General features: G+C 35.5%; 13 protein-coding genes and 2 pseudogenes. 7 read left to right on the top strand and 8 right to left on the bottom strand.

Going from position 1 to position 15,982, the window contains the following annotated elements:
- The 3 genes and pseudogenes from H5J24_RS11820 to H5J24_RS11810 all read right to left on the bottom strand — a co-directional run bounded on the left by H5J24_RS11820 (window position 1) and on the right by H5J24_RS11810 (window position 2,614).
- Entirely contained in the window at window positions 1–966 is a 966-nt protein-coding gene (locus tag H5J24_RS11820) for a D-2-hydroxyacid dehydrogenase (protein ID WP_068943022.1), read from the bottom strand.
- Window positions 967–1,088: 122 nt separating this feature from the next.
- Window positions 1,089–2,152 (bottom strand): annotated as a pseudogene (gene serC, locus H5J24_RS11815) (3-phosphoserine/phosphohydroxythreonine transaminase).
- 111 nt (window positions 2,153–2,263) lie between these two features.
- Window positions 2,264–2,614 (bottom strand): 4Fe-4S binding protein, encoded by a 351-nt coding sequence (locus tag H5J24_RS11810; protein WP_068943024.1) that lies wholly within the window; start codon window positions 2,612–2,614, stop codon window positions 2,264–2,266.
- A 59-nt stretch (window positions 2,615–2,673) separates the two neighbouring features.
- Here H5J24_RS11810 and H5J24_RS11805 point away from each other — a divergent pair.
- The 3 genes and pseudogenes from H5J24_RS11805 to H5J24_RS11795 all read left to right on the top strand — a co-directional run bounded on the left by H5J24_RS11805 (window position 2,674) and on the right by H5J24_RS11795 (window position 4,922).
- Window positions 2,674–3,709: pseudogene (locus H5J24_RS11805) on the top strand (acyl-CoA reductase).
- Window positions 3,710–3,756: 47 nt separating this feature from the next.
- The gene (locus H5J24_RS11800) at window positions 3,757–4,203 is read left to right on the top strand and encodes a peptidylprolyl isomerase (RefSeq protein ID WP_228407620.1); all 447 of its coding nucleotides are present in this window, start codon (window positions 3,757–3,759) and stop codon (window positions 4,201–4,203) included.
- 29 nt (window positions 4,204–4,232) lie between these two features.
- Window positions 4,233–4,922, top strand: coding sequence for a Bax inhibitor-1/YccA family protein (locus H5J24_RS11795; protein WP_068943026.1), 690 nt, complete (start codon window positions 4,233–4,235; stop codon window positions 4,920–4,922).
- A 685-nt stretch (window positions 4,923–5,607) separates the two neighbouring features.
- Here the strand turns inward: H5J24_RS11795 and H5J24_RS11790 are convergent.
- From H5J24_RS11790 to H5J24_RS11770, 5 genes are all read right to left on the bottom strand, one after another.
- Window positions 5,608–5,856 carry a DUF6952 family protein gene (locus H5J24_RS11790; protein ID WP_002980002.1) on the bottom strand — a complete coding sequence of 83 codons (249 nt, stop codon included), beginning with the start codon at window positions 5,854–5,856 and terminating at the stop codon, window positions 5,608–5,610.
- Window positions 5,856–6,164 carry a thioredoxin family protein gene (locus H5J24_RS11785; RefSeq protein ID WP_034698499.1) on the bottom strand — a complete coding sequence of 103 codons (309 nt, stop codon included), beginning with the start codon at window positions 6,162–6,164 and terminating at the stop codon, window positions 5,856–5,858. Before H5J24_RS11785 ends, H5J24_RS11790 begins: the two co-directional genes overlap by 1 nt.
- Before the next feature lie 126 nt (window positions 6,165–6,290).
- A complete protein-coding gene (locus H5J24_RS11780) occupies window positions 6,291–6,923 on the bottom strand; it encodes a peroxiredoxin (protein WP_066692332.1) in 633 nt (210 codons plus the stop codon).
- A 146-nt stretch (window positions 6,924–7,069) separates the two neighbouring features.
- Window positions 7,070–10,009: a M16 family metallopeptidase gene (locus tag H5J24_RS11775; protein ID WP_068943027.1), complete on the bottom strand. Its 2,940-nt coding sequence runs from the start codon at window positions 10,007–10,009 to the stop codon at window positions 7,070–7,072.
- Between the two features lie 29 nt (window positions 10,010–10,038).
- Entirely contained in the window at window positions 10,039–11,232 is a 1,194-nt protein-coding gene (locus H5J24_RS11770; RefSeq protein ID WP_068943028.1) for a pyridoxal phosphate-dependent aminotransferase, read from the bottom strand.
- Between the two features lie 195 nt (window positions 11,233–11,427).
- Between H5J24_RS11770 and rsmG the strand changes: the two genes are divergently transcribed.
- The 4 genes from rsmG to H5J24_RS11750 all read left to right on the top strand — a co-directional run bounded on the left by rsmG (window position 11,428) and on the right by H5J24_RS11750 (window position 15,750).
- The gene (gene rsmG, locus H5J24_RS11765; protein ID WP_068943029.1) at window positions 11,428–12,063 is read left to right on the top strand and encodes a 16S rRNA (guanine(527)-N(7))-methyltransferase RsmG; all 636 of its coding nucleotides are present in this window, start codon (window positions 11,428–11,430) and stop codon (window positions 12,061–12,063) included.
- A 62-nt stretch (window positions 12,064–12,125) separates the two neighbouring features.
- Window positions 12,126–12,530, top strand: a complete 405-nt coding sequence (locus tag H5J24_RS11760) for a hypothetical protein (protein ID WP_068943030.1) — start codon at window positions 12,126–12,128, stop codon at window positions 12,528–12,530.
- Window positions 12,530–13,066 carry a DUF922 domain-containing protein gene (locus H5J24_RS11755; RefSeq protein WP_068943031.1) on the top strand — a complete coding sequence of 179 codons (537 nt, stop codon included), beginning with the start codon at window positions 12,530–12,532 and terminating at the stop codon, window positions 13,064–13,066. The genes H5J24_RS11760 and H5J24_RS11755 overlap by 1 nt, the downstream gene beginning before the upstream one ends.
- The gene (locus H5J24_RS11750; protein WP_068943032.1) at window positions 13,063–15,750 is read left to right on the top strand and encodes a PD-(D/E)XK nuclease family protein; all 2,688 of its coding nucleotides are present in this window, start codon (window positions 13,063–13,065) and stop codon (window positions 15,748–15,750) included. Before H5J24_RS11755 ends, H5J24_RS11750 begins: the two co-directional genes overlap by 4 nt.
- Window positions 15,751–15,982: the final 232 nt, after the last annotated feature.

The raw sequence follows: 15,982 nt of genomic DNA, 5'->3' as shown, positions 1-15,982 counted from the left end.
TTATCTTATAGTTTCTTTTTGTAGCTTAATAATTTGTTCTGCAAGTTCGATACCGATTTTCTCTTGCGCATCTACCGTATTTCCTCCTACATGAGGAGAAAGAGATAGTGCCGGATTCATTAGTAATGGAAGTTCCGGATTGGGTTCGCTTTCAAAAACGTCCAATGCAGCTCCCGCTACTTTTCCTGAATCAATAAAATCAATCAGCGTCACTTCATTCATTACACCGCCTCTTGCAGTATTTACAATATAGACTCCATCTTTCATTTTTTCAAACTGTGGAGTGTCTATAATGTATTCATTCGTTTTCGGAGTATTGATACTAATAAAGTCTGATTCTTTAAGGAATGCATCCATATCATTGGTAGAAGTGATTTCAAAGTTCACCGATTGCCCATCAAAGAAATTCAGCGTAAGAACTTCTGTTTTTGGACTTCTTGTGAGAACCTGTATTTTCATTCCCAAAGCAATTCCTATTTTCACGACTTCCTGGCCAATACTTCCAAAGCCGATTACTCCTAATGTCTTTCCTGAAAGTTCATAAGCATTGCTGAATGACTTTTTCATGGCATTGAAGTGCGTTTCCCCCTCCAAAGGCATCAGTCTGTTTGATTCATGAAGGAATCTGGCTAATGCAATGAAGTGTCCAAAAACCAATTCTGCAACGGACTTTGAAGATGCTGTAGGAGTGTTGATGATTTTAATCCCCTTGCTTTTTGCATATTCAACATCAATATTGTCCATTCCAATGCCGCCACGGCCTATGATTTTAAGTCCCGGGCATGCATCAATCAGGTCCTGCCTTACTTTTGTTGCACTTCTTACAAGAAGAACGTCTACATTATTTTCGTTGATAAAATTAATAACGTGATCCTGAGCCACTCTATTGTCCAGAATTTCAATTCCGGCTTCTTTTAAAGCTCGTTCTCCTGCTTTTGAGATTCCATCGTTTGCTAAAACTTTCATGTGTTATTGGATTTAAAGATTGAAAAATTCAGGTCTTTCAATATTTTAAAACTAGAGTGCAAATTAAGAAATTTAAATTTGTCACTTCTGAATCTTTCAATCTTTGAATTTTTATGCTTAAATTATTTGATAGATTTCATTACATCCACCAATACCTGTACACTTTCAATAGGTAAGGCATTGTATAAGCTGGCTCTGTAACCGCCCAGGCTTCTATGTCCGTTTAATCCACTGATGCGTGCAGCTTTCCATGCATTATCAAATTCTTCTTTTTGCTTTCGTCTGTTAATTTGAAAGAAACATTCATTAATGAACGGTCTTCTTCTACGCAGAACGTTTCAAATAATGGGTTGTTATCGATTTCATCATAAAGAAGTTTAGCTTTAGCTTCGTTTCTTTTTTCAGCCGCTGCAATTCCACCATTGTTTTCCAGGTATTGCAGTGTTAACAGAGATGCATAGATAGGGAATACTGGTGGAGTATTGTACATTGACTCTTTGGAAATATGCTGAGAATAATCAAGCATAGACAGCATATTTTCTCTTCCAGTTTTGCCAAGGATTTCTTTTTTGATCACTACTAAAGTAACCCCTGCAGGTCCCATATTTTTTTGAGCTCCTGCATAGATTAAATCAAATTTTGAAAAATCCAGTTGTCTTGAGAAAATATCAGAACTCATATCACATACCATCAGGGTATCTACTTCAGGGAAGGATTTCATCTGAGTTCCGTAAATAGTATTATTGGAGGTACAGTGGAAATAATCATATTCTGAACCTACTGTATAATTTTTAGGAATGAAAGAATAGTTTTCTTCTTTTGAAGAACCTACTACGTCTACCGTTCCTAATTTTTTTGCTTCTTTGATCGCTCCGGCTGCCCAGGTTCCTGTGTCCAGATAAGCTGCTTTTCCGCCTACTTTCATCAGGTTGTAAGGTACCATGGCAAACTGCATGCTTGCTCCGCTTCCTAAATAAAGTACCTCGTAATCATCACCAAGGTTCATCAGCCTTTTTACAATTGCACGTGCTTCGTCCATTACTGCAACGAAATCCTTACTTCTGTGCGAAATTTCAAGAAGAGATAATCCGATCCCGTTAAAGTCTAAGATTGCCTGTGCTGATTTTTCAAATACCTCTTGTGGTAAGATACATGGCCCTGCGCTGAAGTTGTGCTTTTTGTTCATATTTTTATTTTTTGGTTGCGTAAAGAATTGAAATCCTTTAGCTTAATTTTTGGTTTTGTTGGATTTTTGGTTAAAAAAAGCCGCCTCAAGCATTATGAGACGGAATTTTTTTTATTCGCCGTGTAGGAATGCTTTTTTGTTAAGCAGAGCCTCTTCAGATTCTACATGATCTTCATCCGGTACGCAGCAGTCTACCGGACATACTGCAGCACACTGTGGCTCCTCATGGAATCCTTTACATTCTGTACATTTATCAGTAACAATGAAATAAACATCATCACTTACAGGTTCCTGAGCTGAATCTGCATCCACAGTAAGTCCTGAAGGTAATGTTATAGTTCCTTGAAGGCTAGTACCATCAGAAGCTTTCCAGTCTACAGCTCCTTCATATATTGCATTGTTTGGACATTCCGGTTCACAAGCCCCACAGTTAATGCATTCATCAGTTATTTTAATAGCCATCGCTAATTTTTTTTAAATTTGCACAAAATTACAAAATATTCCCCAATTTTAAAGTAATTATGAATACCGAAAATCAAGTTTTAGGACTTATTAAATTAAGTGATTATATAAAAGCGTTTTTAGCGAAGAAACCAGAAGATCACAATGAAGATGATGCAAATATTGAATTATTATTAAAGAAATCCGAAATAGAAAAATCCGTGGTTTACTGTTGATAATCAGAAATTTGCTTTGAAACAATGGGCAGATCTTCTTACTGAAGAAAATATTAAAAACTGGCTGAAAAATTATTCAATCTCTAAAATATCTAGGAGAGTTGGATTGATTTTAGCAGGAAATATTCCTTTGGTAGGGTTTCATGATGTGATTTCTGTAGTGTTAAGCAATCATATTCCTTTACTGAAGCTATCATCTAAAGATAGATATCTGATTCCGTTCTTGTTGAAGAAATGGAAAGAGTTTTCTAACGATCAAATTCAGTTTGAATTTGTAGAAAAACTACAGAATTTTGATGCGGTTATTGCTACCGGAAGTAATAATACAGCAAGATACCTTGAGTATTATTTTAAAGATCATTTAAGCATTATCCGTAAAAACAGAACTTCTGTTGCTATTTTAAAAGGTGATGAAACTGAGGAAGAACTTCAACTGCTTGCTAATGATATTTTCCAATATTTCGGTTTGGGATGCAGAAATGTTACGAGAATCTTTATTCCTCAGGATTTTGTGATCGACAGGCTGTTTGAAAGCTTCTTAGGGTTTCAGGATATTATCAATCATAATAAATATGCCAATAATTATGATTACAACAGAGCAATTTATCTTCTGAATCAGGAGAAATTTTGGGATAATAATTTTGTGATGCTGAAAGAAGATGATAAATTATTCAGCCCACTTTCTGTGATTAATTTCAGCCGATATGAATCATTGGATGATGTTAAAAACTTTATTGCTGAAAACGAAGAAAATATTCAGTGTGTTGTAGCTAAAGAAGAGCTGGGATTAGATTCTATTTCTTTTGGTGAAGCCCAAAATCCAGGTCTTGATACGTATGCAGATAATGTGGATACGATGAAATTTTTAGAACTGGTCTGATTTTCGTATCTTCCATGACCTATTTCACTAATAACAAAATGAATTGTATGAAAAAATTATTTTTAGGTCTGGCAATTGTTGGCGCGCAGTTTATGTTTGCCCAGAAAGTCGTAGGGCTGAAGGTTGAGAATAACCAGAAGAAAGAGCAGCCGGCTACCATAAGTAAGGATAAAGTTAATCTTTATAATGATAATTTCCAGAAGTTTATCACAGCTTTACAGGCTTCGGATTATAAAGCTGTAAATGAAGTGCTTTCTGATAAGGTAAAAGAAATTGTTACAGAAGACGTCCTGAAAAAGGTAAAAGAAGGTATTGATACCAATAAAAAGCTGGAGATTTTAAAAGTAGGGTATTATGTAACGATGGATGGTCTTAGTCATCCTAATATTAAATACAAATATGCCGGAGATTCGTCATCAAAAGAAGTGATAAGCGCTGTATTTGAAGATGATGGGAAACTCTTGGGGGTATTGCCTGCTAAAAAGGATAAATAAATTTCGATTAATCAAAAAAAATATTAACTATGATGACAGATGTTTTAGTCGCTCATTCTTCCGATGTGGAGAAAGCGAATTTTTACAAGAAGACGTATTTGCATGTTGCATTATCGATTCTTGCATTTATTGGAGTTGAAACTATTTTGTTGAAGACTGTACCAGTTGAGCTTATTGCGATGATGTTTCAGGGAAAGTTTACCTGGCTATTGATCATTGGGGTTTTCTGGCTGGCTTCTATTTTAGCGTCTAAATGGTCGCTTTCACAAAGTCAATCTACTCAGTATCTTGGGTTAGGGTTTTATATTGTACTGGAAGCGGTTATCTTCTTGCCATTGCTTTATATCGCTACTAATGTTGCTGGTGGTGCTAATATCATCTTCCAGGCAGCTACTTTAACGGTTGCGATGTTTGCAGGAATTTCTGCAGTTGCTTTTACTTCTAAAAGAGATTTTTCTTTTTTAAGAAATATCATTATTATTGGAGGGTTTATCTCTATTGGATTAATCATTGGCGGAATGGCCTTTGGATTTAACCTTGGATTATGGTTCTCTGTAGGAATGGTGATTCTTGCTTCTGCAACGATTTTATATCAGACAAGTAAACTAAAAGATTCTTATGCTACGAATCAGTATGTGGGGGCGGCATTGCAGCTTTTTGCATCTATTATGCTTCTATTCTGGTATATCCTGAATATTCTGATGAGCAGAAGAAGTTAATTTGAAATATATTTAACTTTATAATAATAGTCCTGGTGATTTTTCATCAGGATTTTTTATTTCTGGGATGTGGATTGGTTTTGTTTTGCCCGCAGATTATGCGGATTGAGCAGATTTTTTTTAACAGCAAATGCTAGAAATGCTTTCACGAATGGCGCTATTGCAATATGATAATTGCTATTGTAAAGATTTAAACGCAAAGGGAAAATGATTCGTTTGTTGAGTTGTAAGTGAGTAAAGGGAAGCGACAGAGTCGCTGATGAAGTAATATGGCTATGCGTATGCTTAGAAAGAATCAATGAAATTGATTCCATGCTTTGCTTGCTTGAAATAATAAGGTTTGTAATATAAAACTTTGCGATTAAACATAAATAATACAAATGTTTTAACAAATGATACTATTGCTGCAACTGGTATTTGTGTTGTTCGTGCAAGATCATTCGTGGAATTTGTGTTTAATATAAACGGTGAACCCAAAAAATCCTGATGACACATTTCACCGGGATTTTATTGGATATTCTTTAATTATTCTGTGCTGAATATAGCTTCAGTAGAACTGTTGATGGTCCCTAAAGTTTTATTTCAGATAAAAGTAGAGTATAGGGTAAAGAATAGGGAAGTATAGTGTTGAGGAAAACCTCAGATTTTTTCTTTCGTGTTTTTATAGAATATTAAATGATAAAAACTACTTATCAATAGATCCTAAAACCTTTTGTGCAAAAGAGTTTAAGGCATCTTTTTCGCTCATTCCGTTTTGTACGTTAGCATGAACTTCTAAAGCTCCGCAAATGTTGGTAATAAGCTCTCCTGCAACATTTAAATCCTCTTCACTTGTTCCTCTGAATTCGCAGAAGCTTTCAAGTACTTCTAATGTTTTTTCTAGGTTCTCAGGAGTCTGATTCTGATAGAATTGTCTGATTACTGGTAATTTCATTATGCTAATTCGTTAAAAAGGTTAATTAAACTTTCTGCCTGGTTAGATTGAACCTGATTTACCAATTCACCATTTTTAAAGATAGCGAATGTAGGTAAATTATCTACTTTTGCTAATTTTCTGCTTTCAGGAAGCTTTTCAGCATCTACATATAAGAAAGGAATAGAGTCATTCTCAGATGCTAATTTTTTGAATTTCGGCTTCATGATTCTGCAGTTTCCGCACCATGTTGCGCCATATTGAACAACTACTTTTTCGTTGTCGTTTACTATATTCTGTAATGTATCTTCTGTTAATTCTGTGTACATGATAGTGATTTGAAAATTTATTAATTTGAAAATGTGCGAATGCTTTGTAAAGAAGAAAATGAGATAATTTCTAACTATCCTGAGATGAATTTTCAAATTATCTCATTTTCAAATTAACACATTATATTAGTTCTTCGCTAAATATTCTGCTGTAGAAGTTCTGTCTGCTTTCATAGCATCTTTACCTTCTTCCCAGTTTGCAGGACATACTTCACCGTGTTTTTGAACGTGAGTGTAAGCGTCAATTAATCTTAAGAATTCTTTTACGTTTCTTCCTAGAGGCATATCGTTTACCGCTTCGTGGAAGATTTTTCCAGTTTCGTCGATAAGGTAAGTTGCTCTGTAAGTTACGTTAGAACCTGTGAAGATTTCTTCTCCTTCTTCATTGTATTCGAAATCCTGATCTACAATTCCTAAAGTGTTTGCTAATTGTCTGTGAGTATCAGCTAAAAGTGGATAAGTTACTCCTTCAATGCCTCCGTTATCTTTTGGTGTGTTTAACCAAGCGAAGTGTACTTCGTTTGTATCACAAGAAGCACCGATTACTTTAGTGTTTCTTTTTTCGAATTCACCTAAAGCCTCCTGGAAAGCGTGAAGCTCTGTAGGACATACGAAAGTGAAATCTTTAGGGTACCAGAACAAAAGAACTTTTTGTTGGTTGTTAGTAGCTTCTTCAAGGATGTTGATTCTTAAATCGTCACCCATTTCAGACATTGCGTCGATTGTTAAATTCGGGAATTTTTTTCCTACTAAAGACATAATTTTCTTGTTTTTATATTTAAATTTCTGATGCAAATATAGAAAGTTTTATCTATCGAACAAATAGTTTTTGATAAATAAAATCTATAATTGTTTTTGATGTGTTGTTAAATAAAAAAGCCCTGAAACCAGGGCTTTTAGTTATGTTAGTATCCAAATATTTCGGTTAGATTGAGTTTTTTAATCTCGCCTAATTTCTGCATATCAGTTTCATTTACTTTGTCTTGTGATGCCACAATACAATACGTGTAGTTCTTGTTTTTCATTTCATTATCATGGAAAGTGTTGATGTCTGCAAAAGACAGTTTGGGAGCCTGTTCATAGACAATCTTTCTGATATCAGATTCATTTCCAAGTCTTTGGGATTTTAAATAAGAGAAAATGATACCATCCTGAGAAATTCTTTCAGAGGCGATAGTTTTTTTCAATCCACTTTTTGCGGTTTCAAATAATTGTTCAGACTTAGGTAGAGTAGTCAATAATTCATTCATTGCAGAAGAAGCTTCATTGAATTTGTCTGCCTGAGTTCCTACATAAGCCATAATAGAGTTTCTATCTGTCTTCTTGCTTGGAAGAGAAAAATAAGAATACGTAGAATAAGCCAACGCTTTAGATTCTCTGATAGTCTGGAAAACAATAGATCCCATTCCGCCTCCGAAGTAGTTGTTGAATAAACTTACAGTAGGAGTGATGGAAGGATTGTATTGCTCAGAATTTCTTGCCCAGAAAATCTCAGCCTGCACCATGTCATAATGAGCGAATAGTACTTTATTCTTGTCTGTTGGAATTTGCTCAAAGGTTTTAGTCTTTGGAAGCTCCTTGAGGGTTGCAGGTAGTTTGTGAACAGGTTTTAAAGAGGCAACAGCTTCAGTTCCTGTTTTTGGACCATAATACAACACTTTATGTTTGAAGTTGAATAAGTCATGAAGGATATTCACAAGATCTTCCGCTTTTAAAGCATCAAGTTCAGCATCACTTAAAACATTGTTGAATGGATTCTGTGCACCGTATTGTGCATAGCTTCTCAGTCCGGCCATGATGGTTGCTTTATTCTGCTTAGCATTAGCTCTGGCTTTCTTAAGTCTGGTTTTGTAAGCATCTAATGCAGTTTGGTCTGCTTTACAGTTCTTAATCAGATCTTCAAATAAAGAAATGGTTTTATCAAGGTTTTCGTTCAGACCTTCCAGGGAAACATAAGTTTCTTCATTGCCTGCGCTTACTTTAAAGCTTGACGCCAGTTTGTAGAATTCTCTGCTGATGGTTTCTGATGACTTGCTGTTTGTTCCTAGGTATTGGAGATATTCAGCCGCTAAAGGAAGCATTTTGTTGTTCCACTTTCCGGAATCAAAATGATAATACATTCTGAATAATGCGTTGTCTGTATTTTTCACAGAAAGCACTTCTACATCACCCAGTTTATTTTTAGCAATATCTTTGTCATAGTTTAGCCATACCGGAGCGATTGCTTTTTCAGGCATTTCGTCAATCTTTTTAAGGAAAGCAGATTGGTCTTCTCTGTTCACTGAAACAGGAGTGATGGTAGGTTTGTCAACCTTTACAATGTTTTTATCTTCTCCTTTTTTCTTATAAACGGCTACATAATTGTTATTTTGAAGATATTTGGAAACAAAATCCATGATATCTTTTTTGGTAAGCTTAGAGATTTCCTCTATATACTCCAGGTTGGCTTTGTGATCCACGTCAGAAGTAAACTCATCCATTAAGATGCTTGCTCTTGAAGCGTATTTTTCATCTTTTTGAATGGTGTTCTTCTTTTCATTGTTTACGATAGACTGAATAAGATCATCCGAGAATTCTCCTTTTCTTAATTTATCAATTTCCTGAAGAAGAAGGGTCTTTACTTCATCCAAAGATTGTCCTTCGGTGGGTTTTCCCTGTAAAAGCAATACTGAGTAATCTTTTAGTGCATAAGGATAAGCAAAAGCACCTAGTAGTTTTTGTTTTTTTACCAGGTCAAGGTCAATTAATCCTGCCTGTCCATTGGTAAGCATGCTTCCTACGAAATTTAATAACCTGGCATCTTTTGTTGAAGCACCCGGGAATCTGAAACCAAGCATTACGCTTTCAGAATCTGGGCCTACCACTTCTTTTATGACTGGAGAGGTGATGGCTTTTTCCTGTCCTACAATATATTCCGGGATCGGTTTAGATTTCATATAAGAGAAAGCTTTGTCGATCTTGGCAATCATTTCATCCGTATTGAAATCTCCTGACATGATGATTCCCATGTTATTAGGAACATAGTAATTGTTGAAGTATTCTCTGATGGCATGTAGAGAAGGATTTTTCAGGTGTTCGATGGTTCCGATAGTGGTTTGTTTTCCATAATTATTATTAGGAAAAAGGTTGGCAAACATCATATCGTATACCTTGTCTCCATCATCATCAAGCGTTCTGTTTTTCTCTTCATATACAGCTTCAAGCTCCGTGTGGAACAATCTTAGAATAGGATCTCTGAACCTTTCCGATTGTAGCGCCAGAAATTTATCCACAACATTAGAAGGAATATCTTCTGTGTATACTGTTTGTTCAAAAGACGTGAAGGCGTTTGATCCGTCAGCCCCCATGCCAGCCATCATTTTGTCGTATTCGTTAGCAATCGCATATTTGGCAGCTTCTCCGGAAACTCTGTCAATTTCTTTGTAAATCTCTTTTCTTTTTGCTTCGTCCTTTGTCTGATTGTATTTCTCATAAAGAGCATCAATCTGATCTAAAAGAGGTTTTTCCTTTGTCCAGTCTTTTGATCCGAACTGGCTGGTTCCTTTGAAAAGCATATGCTCCAGATAGTGAGCAAGACCTGTATGATCTGCAGGGTCAGTTTTGCTTCCTGCTTTAGTGGCAATATACGTCTGAATTCTTGGCTCTTTGCTCGTTGGGCTTAAAATAACTGTTAATCCGTTTTTTAAAGTGTAATATCTTGCTGCAGTAGGATCGTTGGTGACAAATTTGTATTTGTATCCATTGGAAGTGGCTTCTTTCCACTGGTACTCCTGCCCGAAAGCATTGCCTGCAAAACTTGCTGCGGCTATACTTGTAACGATGGTTAATTTTTTAAACAAATTCATTGTTGTGGTTGTGTTTTGTTTGTTAATTCTTAGTTGAATTGCTGTAACAAATCTTTGATTCGCTTCATAGCTTCTCTTAATTCTTCTTCAGAAGCTGCATAAGAGAATCTAATGCATTCCGGGCTTCCAAAGGAGAATCCGCCAACACATCCTACGTGAGCGTTTTCCAATAAGAACATGGCGAAGTCATCAGAGTTATTGATTTTTGTTCCGTTCAAAGTTTTTCCGATGTAATGGGAGATATCCGGGAAGAAATAGAAAGCAGCTTTTGGAAGCAATACTTTGAATCCTGGAATTTCCTTGATAAGTTCATATACAAGATCTCTTCTTTTTTTGAAGGCATCAATCATATATCTGTATTCTGATGGATCAGTTTTTAAAGCAACAATAGAAGCTCTTTGAGCTACCGTATTAGCGCCGCTTGTCATTTGTCCCTGTACTTTTTCACAAGCTTTAGCCAGCCATTCCGGGCATGCAGAATATCCGATTCTCCATCCGGTCATGGCAAAAGCTTTTGACATTCCGTTGATTACGGCTGTCTGCTCATAAACCTCAGGAAACTGGGCAATAGATGTGGTTTTTGTTTCATAATTGATGAATTCATAGATTTCATCTGAAATAATGGTCACATGAGGATATTTGGCAACCACTTTAGCGATAGATTTCAATTCATCATAAGTGTAATATCCTCCTGAAGGGTTACATGGTGAGCTGAAAAGGATTGCTTTTGTTTTGTCTGTAATCGCTTCTTCAAGTTGTTCTGCTGTTACTTTGAAATCGGTAACATAAGAAGTGGAAAGCATAACCGAGTTTCCACCCATCATTTTCACCATTTCATCGTAGCTTACCCAATAAGGAGCAGGAAGTAAAACCTCGTCACCATCATTGATAATCGCTGCCAAAACATTTAAAATAGCTTGTTTTGCACCATTGGAAACGCAGATCTGTGTTGGTTTGTACTCCAGATTGTTGTCTCTTTTTAATTTATAAGCAATAGCCTCACGCAATTCCAGGAATCCCGGAACAGGAGAGTAGTGGCTGTAATTCTGATTAATGGCATCGAATGCTGCCTGTTTGATATTATCCGGAACATCAAAATCCGGTTCACCAAGGGTTAAGCTGATCACATCAATTCCGTTCGCTTTCATTTCCCTTGCTTTATTAGACATTACAAAAGTCTGTGAGTATCCTAATCTTTTTACTCTATCTGAAAGTTTGTCCATGTATTTTTTGAATTTTAACAAATATATAATAAAAAAGACCTTGCAGGAGTAATAAAAAGAGGTCTGGTTTAAAGATTTTTATCAGGTTTACAAGGGACACGATATCCAAAATTAAGGCTGTTTTTTTAATATACTCTTCTTTAAAATTTGAATAAAGCCAATAAAAACTTATTTTTGCAGATTATAATAATTCACATGTCTACATCGTTACTATTAAAATATTTTCCGGATCTTACCGAAACACAGTTAGAACAGTTTGCAAAGCTGGAAGCTCTGTACAATGAATGGAATGAAAAGATCAACGTGATTTCCAGAAAAGATATGGAGTCGTTGTATGAAAAACATATTCTTCACTCGTTAGGAGTTGCCAAAGTGATGGAATTTGCGCCCGGAACAAAGGTGCTGGATATTGGTACCGGAGGTGGTTTTCCGGGGATTCCATTGGCAATCCTTTTTCCTGAAGCAGAATTTACCCTGATAGATTCCATTGGGAAGAAAATTAGTGTAGTGAACGCGGTGGCAGAAGGAGTAGGACTGAAAAATGTAACTGCTATTCACGGAAGAGCGGAGAAATTAAAAGAAAAATTTCATTTTGTAGTCAGCAGAGCGGTAACCCAGATGCCGGAATTTTTAAGATGGCTGAAAGGGAAATTTGAAAAAGAACAATTTAACCCTAAACATAACGGGATTTTATATTTAAAAGGCGGAGATCTTGCTGAAGAACTTGCCGGACTTAAATGTGAAATTTTTAATCTGAAACACTATTTTGATGAAGAGTTTTTTGATACTAAAAAAGTTGTTTATGTATCAAAAGGCAATTTTAATTCCTGATTTTCTTGGAATAGGGAATAATTTTTGCTAAATATGTATTGATAATCGTAAAAGTAAATATTATGAAAAAGTTTCTAAATATTGGATTTTCAGCATTATTGTTGGGCTTGGTATTAGTTTCGTGTAATGATGATGATTATCAGACGATTGAATCTATTGATAAGGTGAAAATAGATAGTGTACAAATTACCCATGATACGATGGATGTTTTTTCGATACAACGTATAAAAACTTATTCTACCTACTCATCTCAATGTCAGGGTTTTTATGGGTATGATTATATTCATAATGGTAATTTTGACAGATCAGTTACTGCCTATAAATATATTACCAACGGGCCTTGTACTCAGAAGAGTTATTCAGCTGTCAACCAGATTAATTTTAATCCTCAGAGAGCAGGGAAATATATCTTTACATTCTGGAATGGAGGAAATAACTGGATTACAAAAACGATTGTAGTAAAATAATGAAATTGACTTTTGTACTCTGTTTGTTGGCTGCCAATATTGTGTTTGGACAGAAAATAATCTGGAGCGAAGAACAAAAGCTGGTGTGGGATAACTTTAAGAGCCCTGTCAACAGAAGAAATAATCCGGATGTGGCGGCGTATACCAATTGTGGGTGGGAGTACTCTGTAGTGAAATCCTCCAACCCTAAGTCACCTGTGAAAATTGAAGTAAAGACAATATTCAACGAAGACAAATCCTGGAAGGACGTCAAAAAGATCAATAGTTACATTTTACTTCATGAGCAGAAGCATTTTGATATTGCAGAACTTTTTGTAAGGAAATTTAGGAAAAATATTACTGAAAAGATCAGAAATTCCGGTGATTATGATAGGTTATTTAAATCTGTTTATAATAAAGTATACAACGAATATAAAAACTTTCAGATGGCTTATGACAGGGATACCCGTCATGGGATGGATGAAATAAAACAGGCAGAATACAATGCTGCCATCTCTCAAGAGTTAGAAAATCTTAAAAGCTATCAGACCCCTTGAAATTCCTCAATAAGATCATTCACGAATTGTTAGCACAGAACACAGATTTATCTGCGTTTAACATTATCCTGCCGGGAAAACGTCCGATTGTATTTATCAGACAGATTCTGGAGGAAAACAACTATTCGGGATTTTTGCCTAACTTTTTTACCATTGAGGAGCTGATTAATACAATTGCTGATAAACAGGTAATCCAGGGAATTCCACTCTGGCTTTTTTCATTTGATGTATACCGAAGCCTGAACCTGATTCCTAGGGATAGTTTTTCCGACTTTTTGAAATGGTTTCCAACGTTGCAGAAGGATTGGGATGATATTCTTAAGTTTTCAGACAGTGATCAGGCAGTACTGCAGTACATGTTTGATGAGGAAAGGATTAAAGAATGGGCTCAGGGTCTTGGTGAAGATGATGATGTACCCAGAAAAAAGTTCCTTAACTTCTGGCAGAATATGAATGTTTTTCTTCCTGAATTAAAAAGCAGACTACAGGAAAAGAACTGGGCGACCTCAGGAATGATTCACGAGGCTGCTAAAGCGAGTATTTCTGATTTTGCAAAGAATACCTCAGAACAATTCGTATTCTGCGGATTTAATGCCTTTACGCCTGTTGAAGAGAAGCTGGTAAGAAATCTTCTGAAATGGAATAAAGCGCAGTGCTTTTTTCAGGCAGACCGATATTACTTTAATGACGAAAGACAAGAGGCCGGAAAATTCCTCAGAAATCATAAAACATGGAAGGAATTTGATGATAACAGGACTTTTCAGTGGATTGAAGATGACTTTAATCAACCTAAAAAGATCAAGGTGTATGAGGTTTCCGGGAATGTAACACAAACGAAGGTGCTGCCGGAGATCTTTAAAGAAATCAATAATAAAACTTACTCGAATACTGCCGTAGTTTTGCTGGACGAAAACCTTCTTCCTGCGAGTCTGGATGTGATGCATGGGGTAGACAACCTGAATATTACGATGGGTTTCCCATTGAAGAACCTTTCTTTCTCCAATGCTGTAAAAAGACTATTCTATTTACAGAAGCAACTCGAGAAAAATAAAACCTCTTATTACTACAGAGATGTATTCCCGATTCTTGAAGAACTTCCGAAATCAGCCAAAGATGAGTTGATCATCAATGATTTTAAATCGAAAATAGAGGAGAGGAATATTGTCTATATTTCTAAAAAGCTTTTGAATGAACTTCTGGGTGGGTTATCTTATTTTGGTCTTCTGCAAAAAGCGGTAAGTACCAACGATTATCTGGATATTTTGATTTCGTTTTGCCACCAGGTGAAATGGCTGGAAATAGATGATATTCAATACGAAAATGTTTCTCACTTCGAGAATGCCTTTAGGATTATTAAAAACCAGTTGACCCCTTACAATATTGAGATTAAAATGGAAACGCTGGAGATCCTTATCAACCAGCATATCAATTCTGAAAGTATCGATTTCCAAGGAGAGCCATTAAGAGGGCTGCAGATTATGGGATTGCTTGAAACACGTCTTTTGAATTTTGAAAACGTAATTCTGCTTTCTGTAAATGAAGGAAAACTTCCTTTGGGGAATTCACAGAATACCTATATTCCTTTTGATATCAGAAGGTTCTTTGATCTTCATACATTTTTGGAAAATGACAGCATCTATGCATATCACTTTTACAGACTGATTCAGGATGCCCAAAATGTTCATTTACTGTATAATGCTTTAAGCTCTGGTGTGAATACGGGAGAAAAAAGCCGTTTCATTACCCAGATCGAAATGGAAAGTTCTCATGAGATAGAACATCTGATTATTGAGAATTCTTCAGAGCCTATTATTACAAAGCCTATTGAGATTTCCAAGACTGTAACTGTAATGGAAAGGCTTCAGAAATGGAAGGAAAGAGTTTCTGCTTCTCACCTTACAAGCTACCTTTATAATCCTATTGATTTCTATTTATCCAAGATCCTGAACACTTCGGAATCGGACGAGATTGAAGAAGAATTATCCATAAAAAATTATGGAAACCTTGTTCACTATTCACTTCAAGAAGTTTATGAAATTTTAAAAGGTAAAGTTTTAAAAGAAAGTGATTTAGAGAAGTCAATTAAAGCGATAGATCACTATATTAATATTGCTATTGAAAAGCTTAAACATCAGCCGGAATTCTATGAAAAGGGGATGAACTACATCCACAAAGCGATCGCAAAAAAGGTGATTGAAAACGTTCTGAATCATGATCTTGAACTCATTAAACAAGGTAATACATTAGAGATTATTGACATCGAAAGGAAGTTTGAAAATATAGAGTTTTATCTTGATGGAAATGATAAAATTTCGTTTTTAGGATTCATTGACAGAATAGATAAACTAAACGGAACTTTAAGAATCATTGATTATAAAACTGCCAAAATTAAAAACCTGCATGTAAAAATTGATGAAGATAATGTAGAACAATATTTTCATAACAGTGAGAGAAAGCAGGCGCTTCAGCTTTGTATTTATCATTATGTGGTACAGCATCTTCCTGAGTTCTGGGGATATCCGATTGAAACGGGGATCTGGAGTTTTGCAGAAGCAAAAAAAGGAATGGTTCCATTGGTATTTGACAAAGGGGATATTGATGATGCGATGAGGGCTGTTAAAAGCCTTATTCTGGAAATTCTGAATCCGGATATCAGCTTTGTGGAAACGGTAAAATCTTACTAAAATTATTTTGCTTTTAATCAAAGGTTTTAGCAGAATCTTTTTATGCTTCGTAAATAACTTTACCTCTGGAATAGATAATTATATATAATTGTATATTGTAAATAAGGATGTTAAATTATTACAGAAACACTATTTTTTTGCAAAAAAAAATTTTGAGGAAATATTTTTGATGATAATAATTTTTCTTAAATTCCTATTCAATAGGGAAATAGGAGATTTTCTTGTCTGTGTA

The sequence above is a fragment of the Chryseobacterium capnotolerans genome, from assembly GCF_021278965.1.
In the GTDB taxonomy this organism is placed as follows: domain Bacteria; phylum Bacteroidota; class Bacteroidia; order Flavobacteriales; family Weeksellaceae; genus Chryseobacterium; species Chryseobacterium capnotolerans.
Note: the sequence above shows the minus strand (reverse complement) of the source record. Positions and strands in the feature narration are given on the sequence as shown.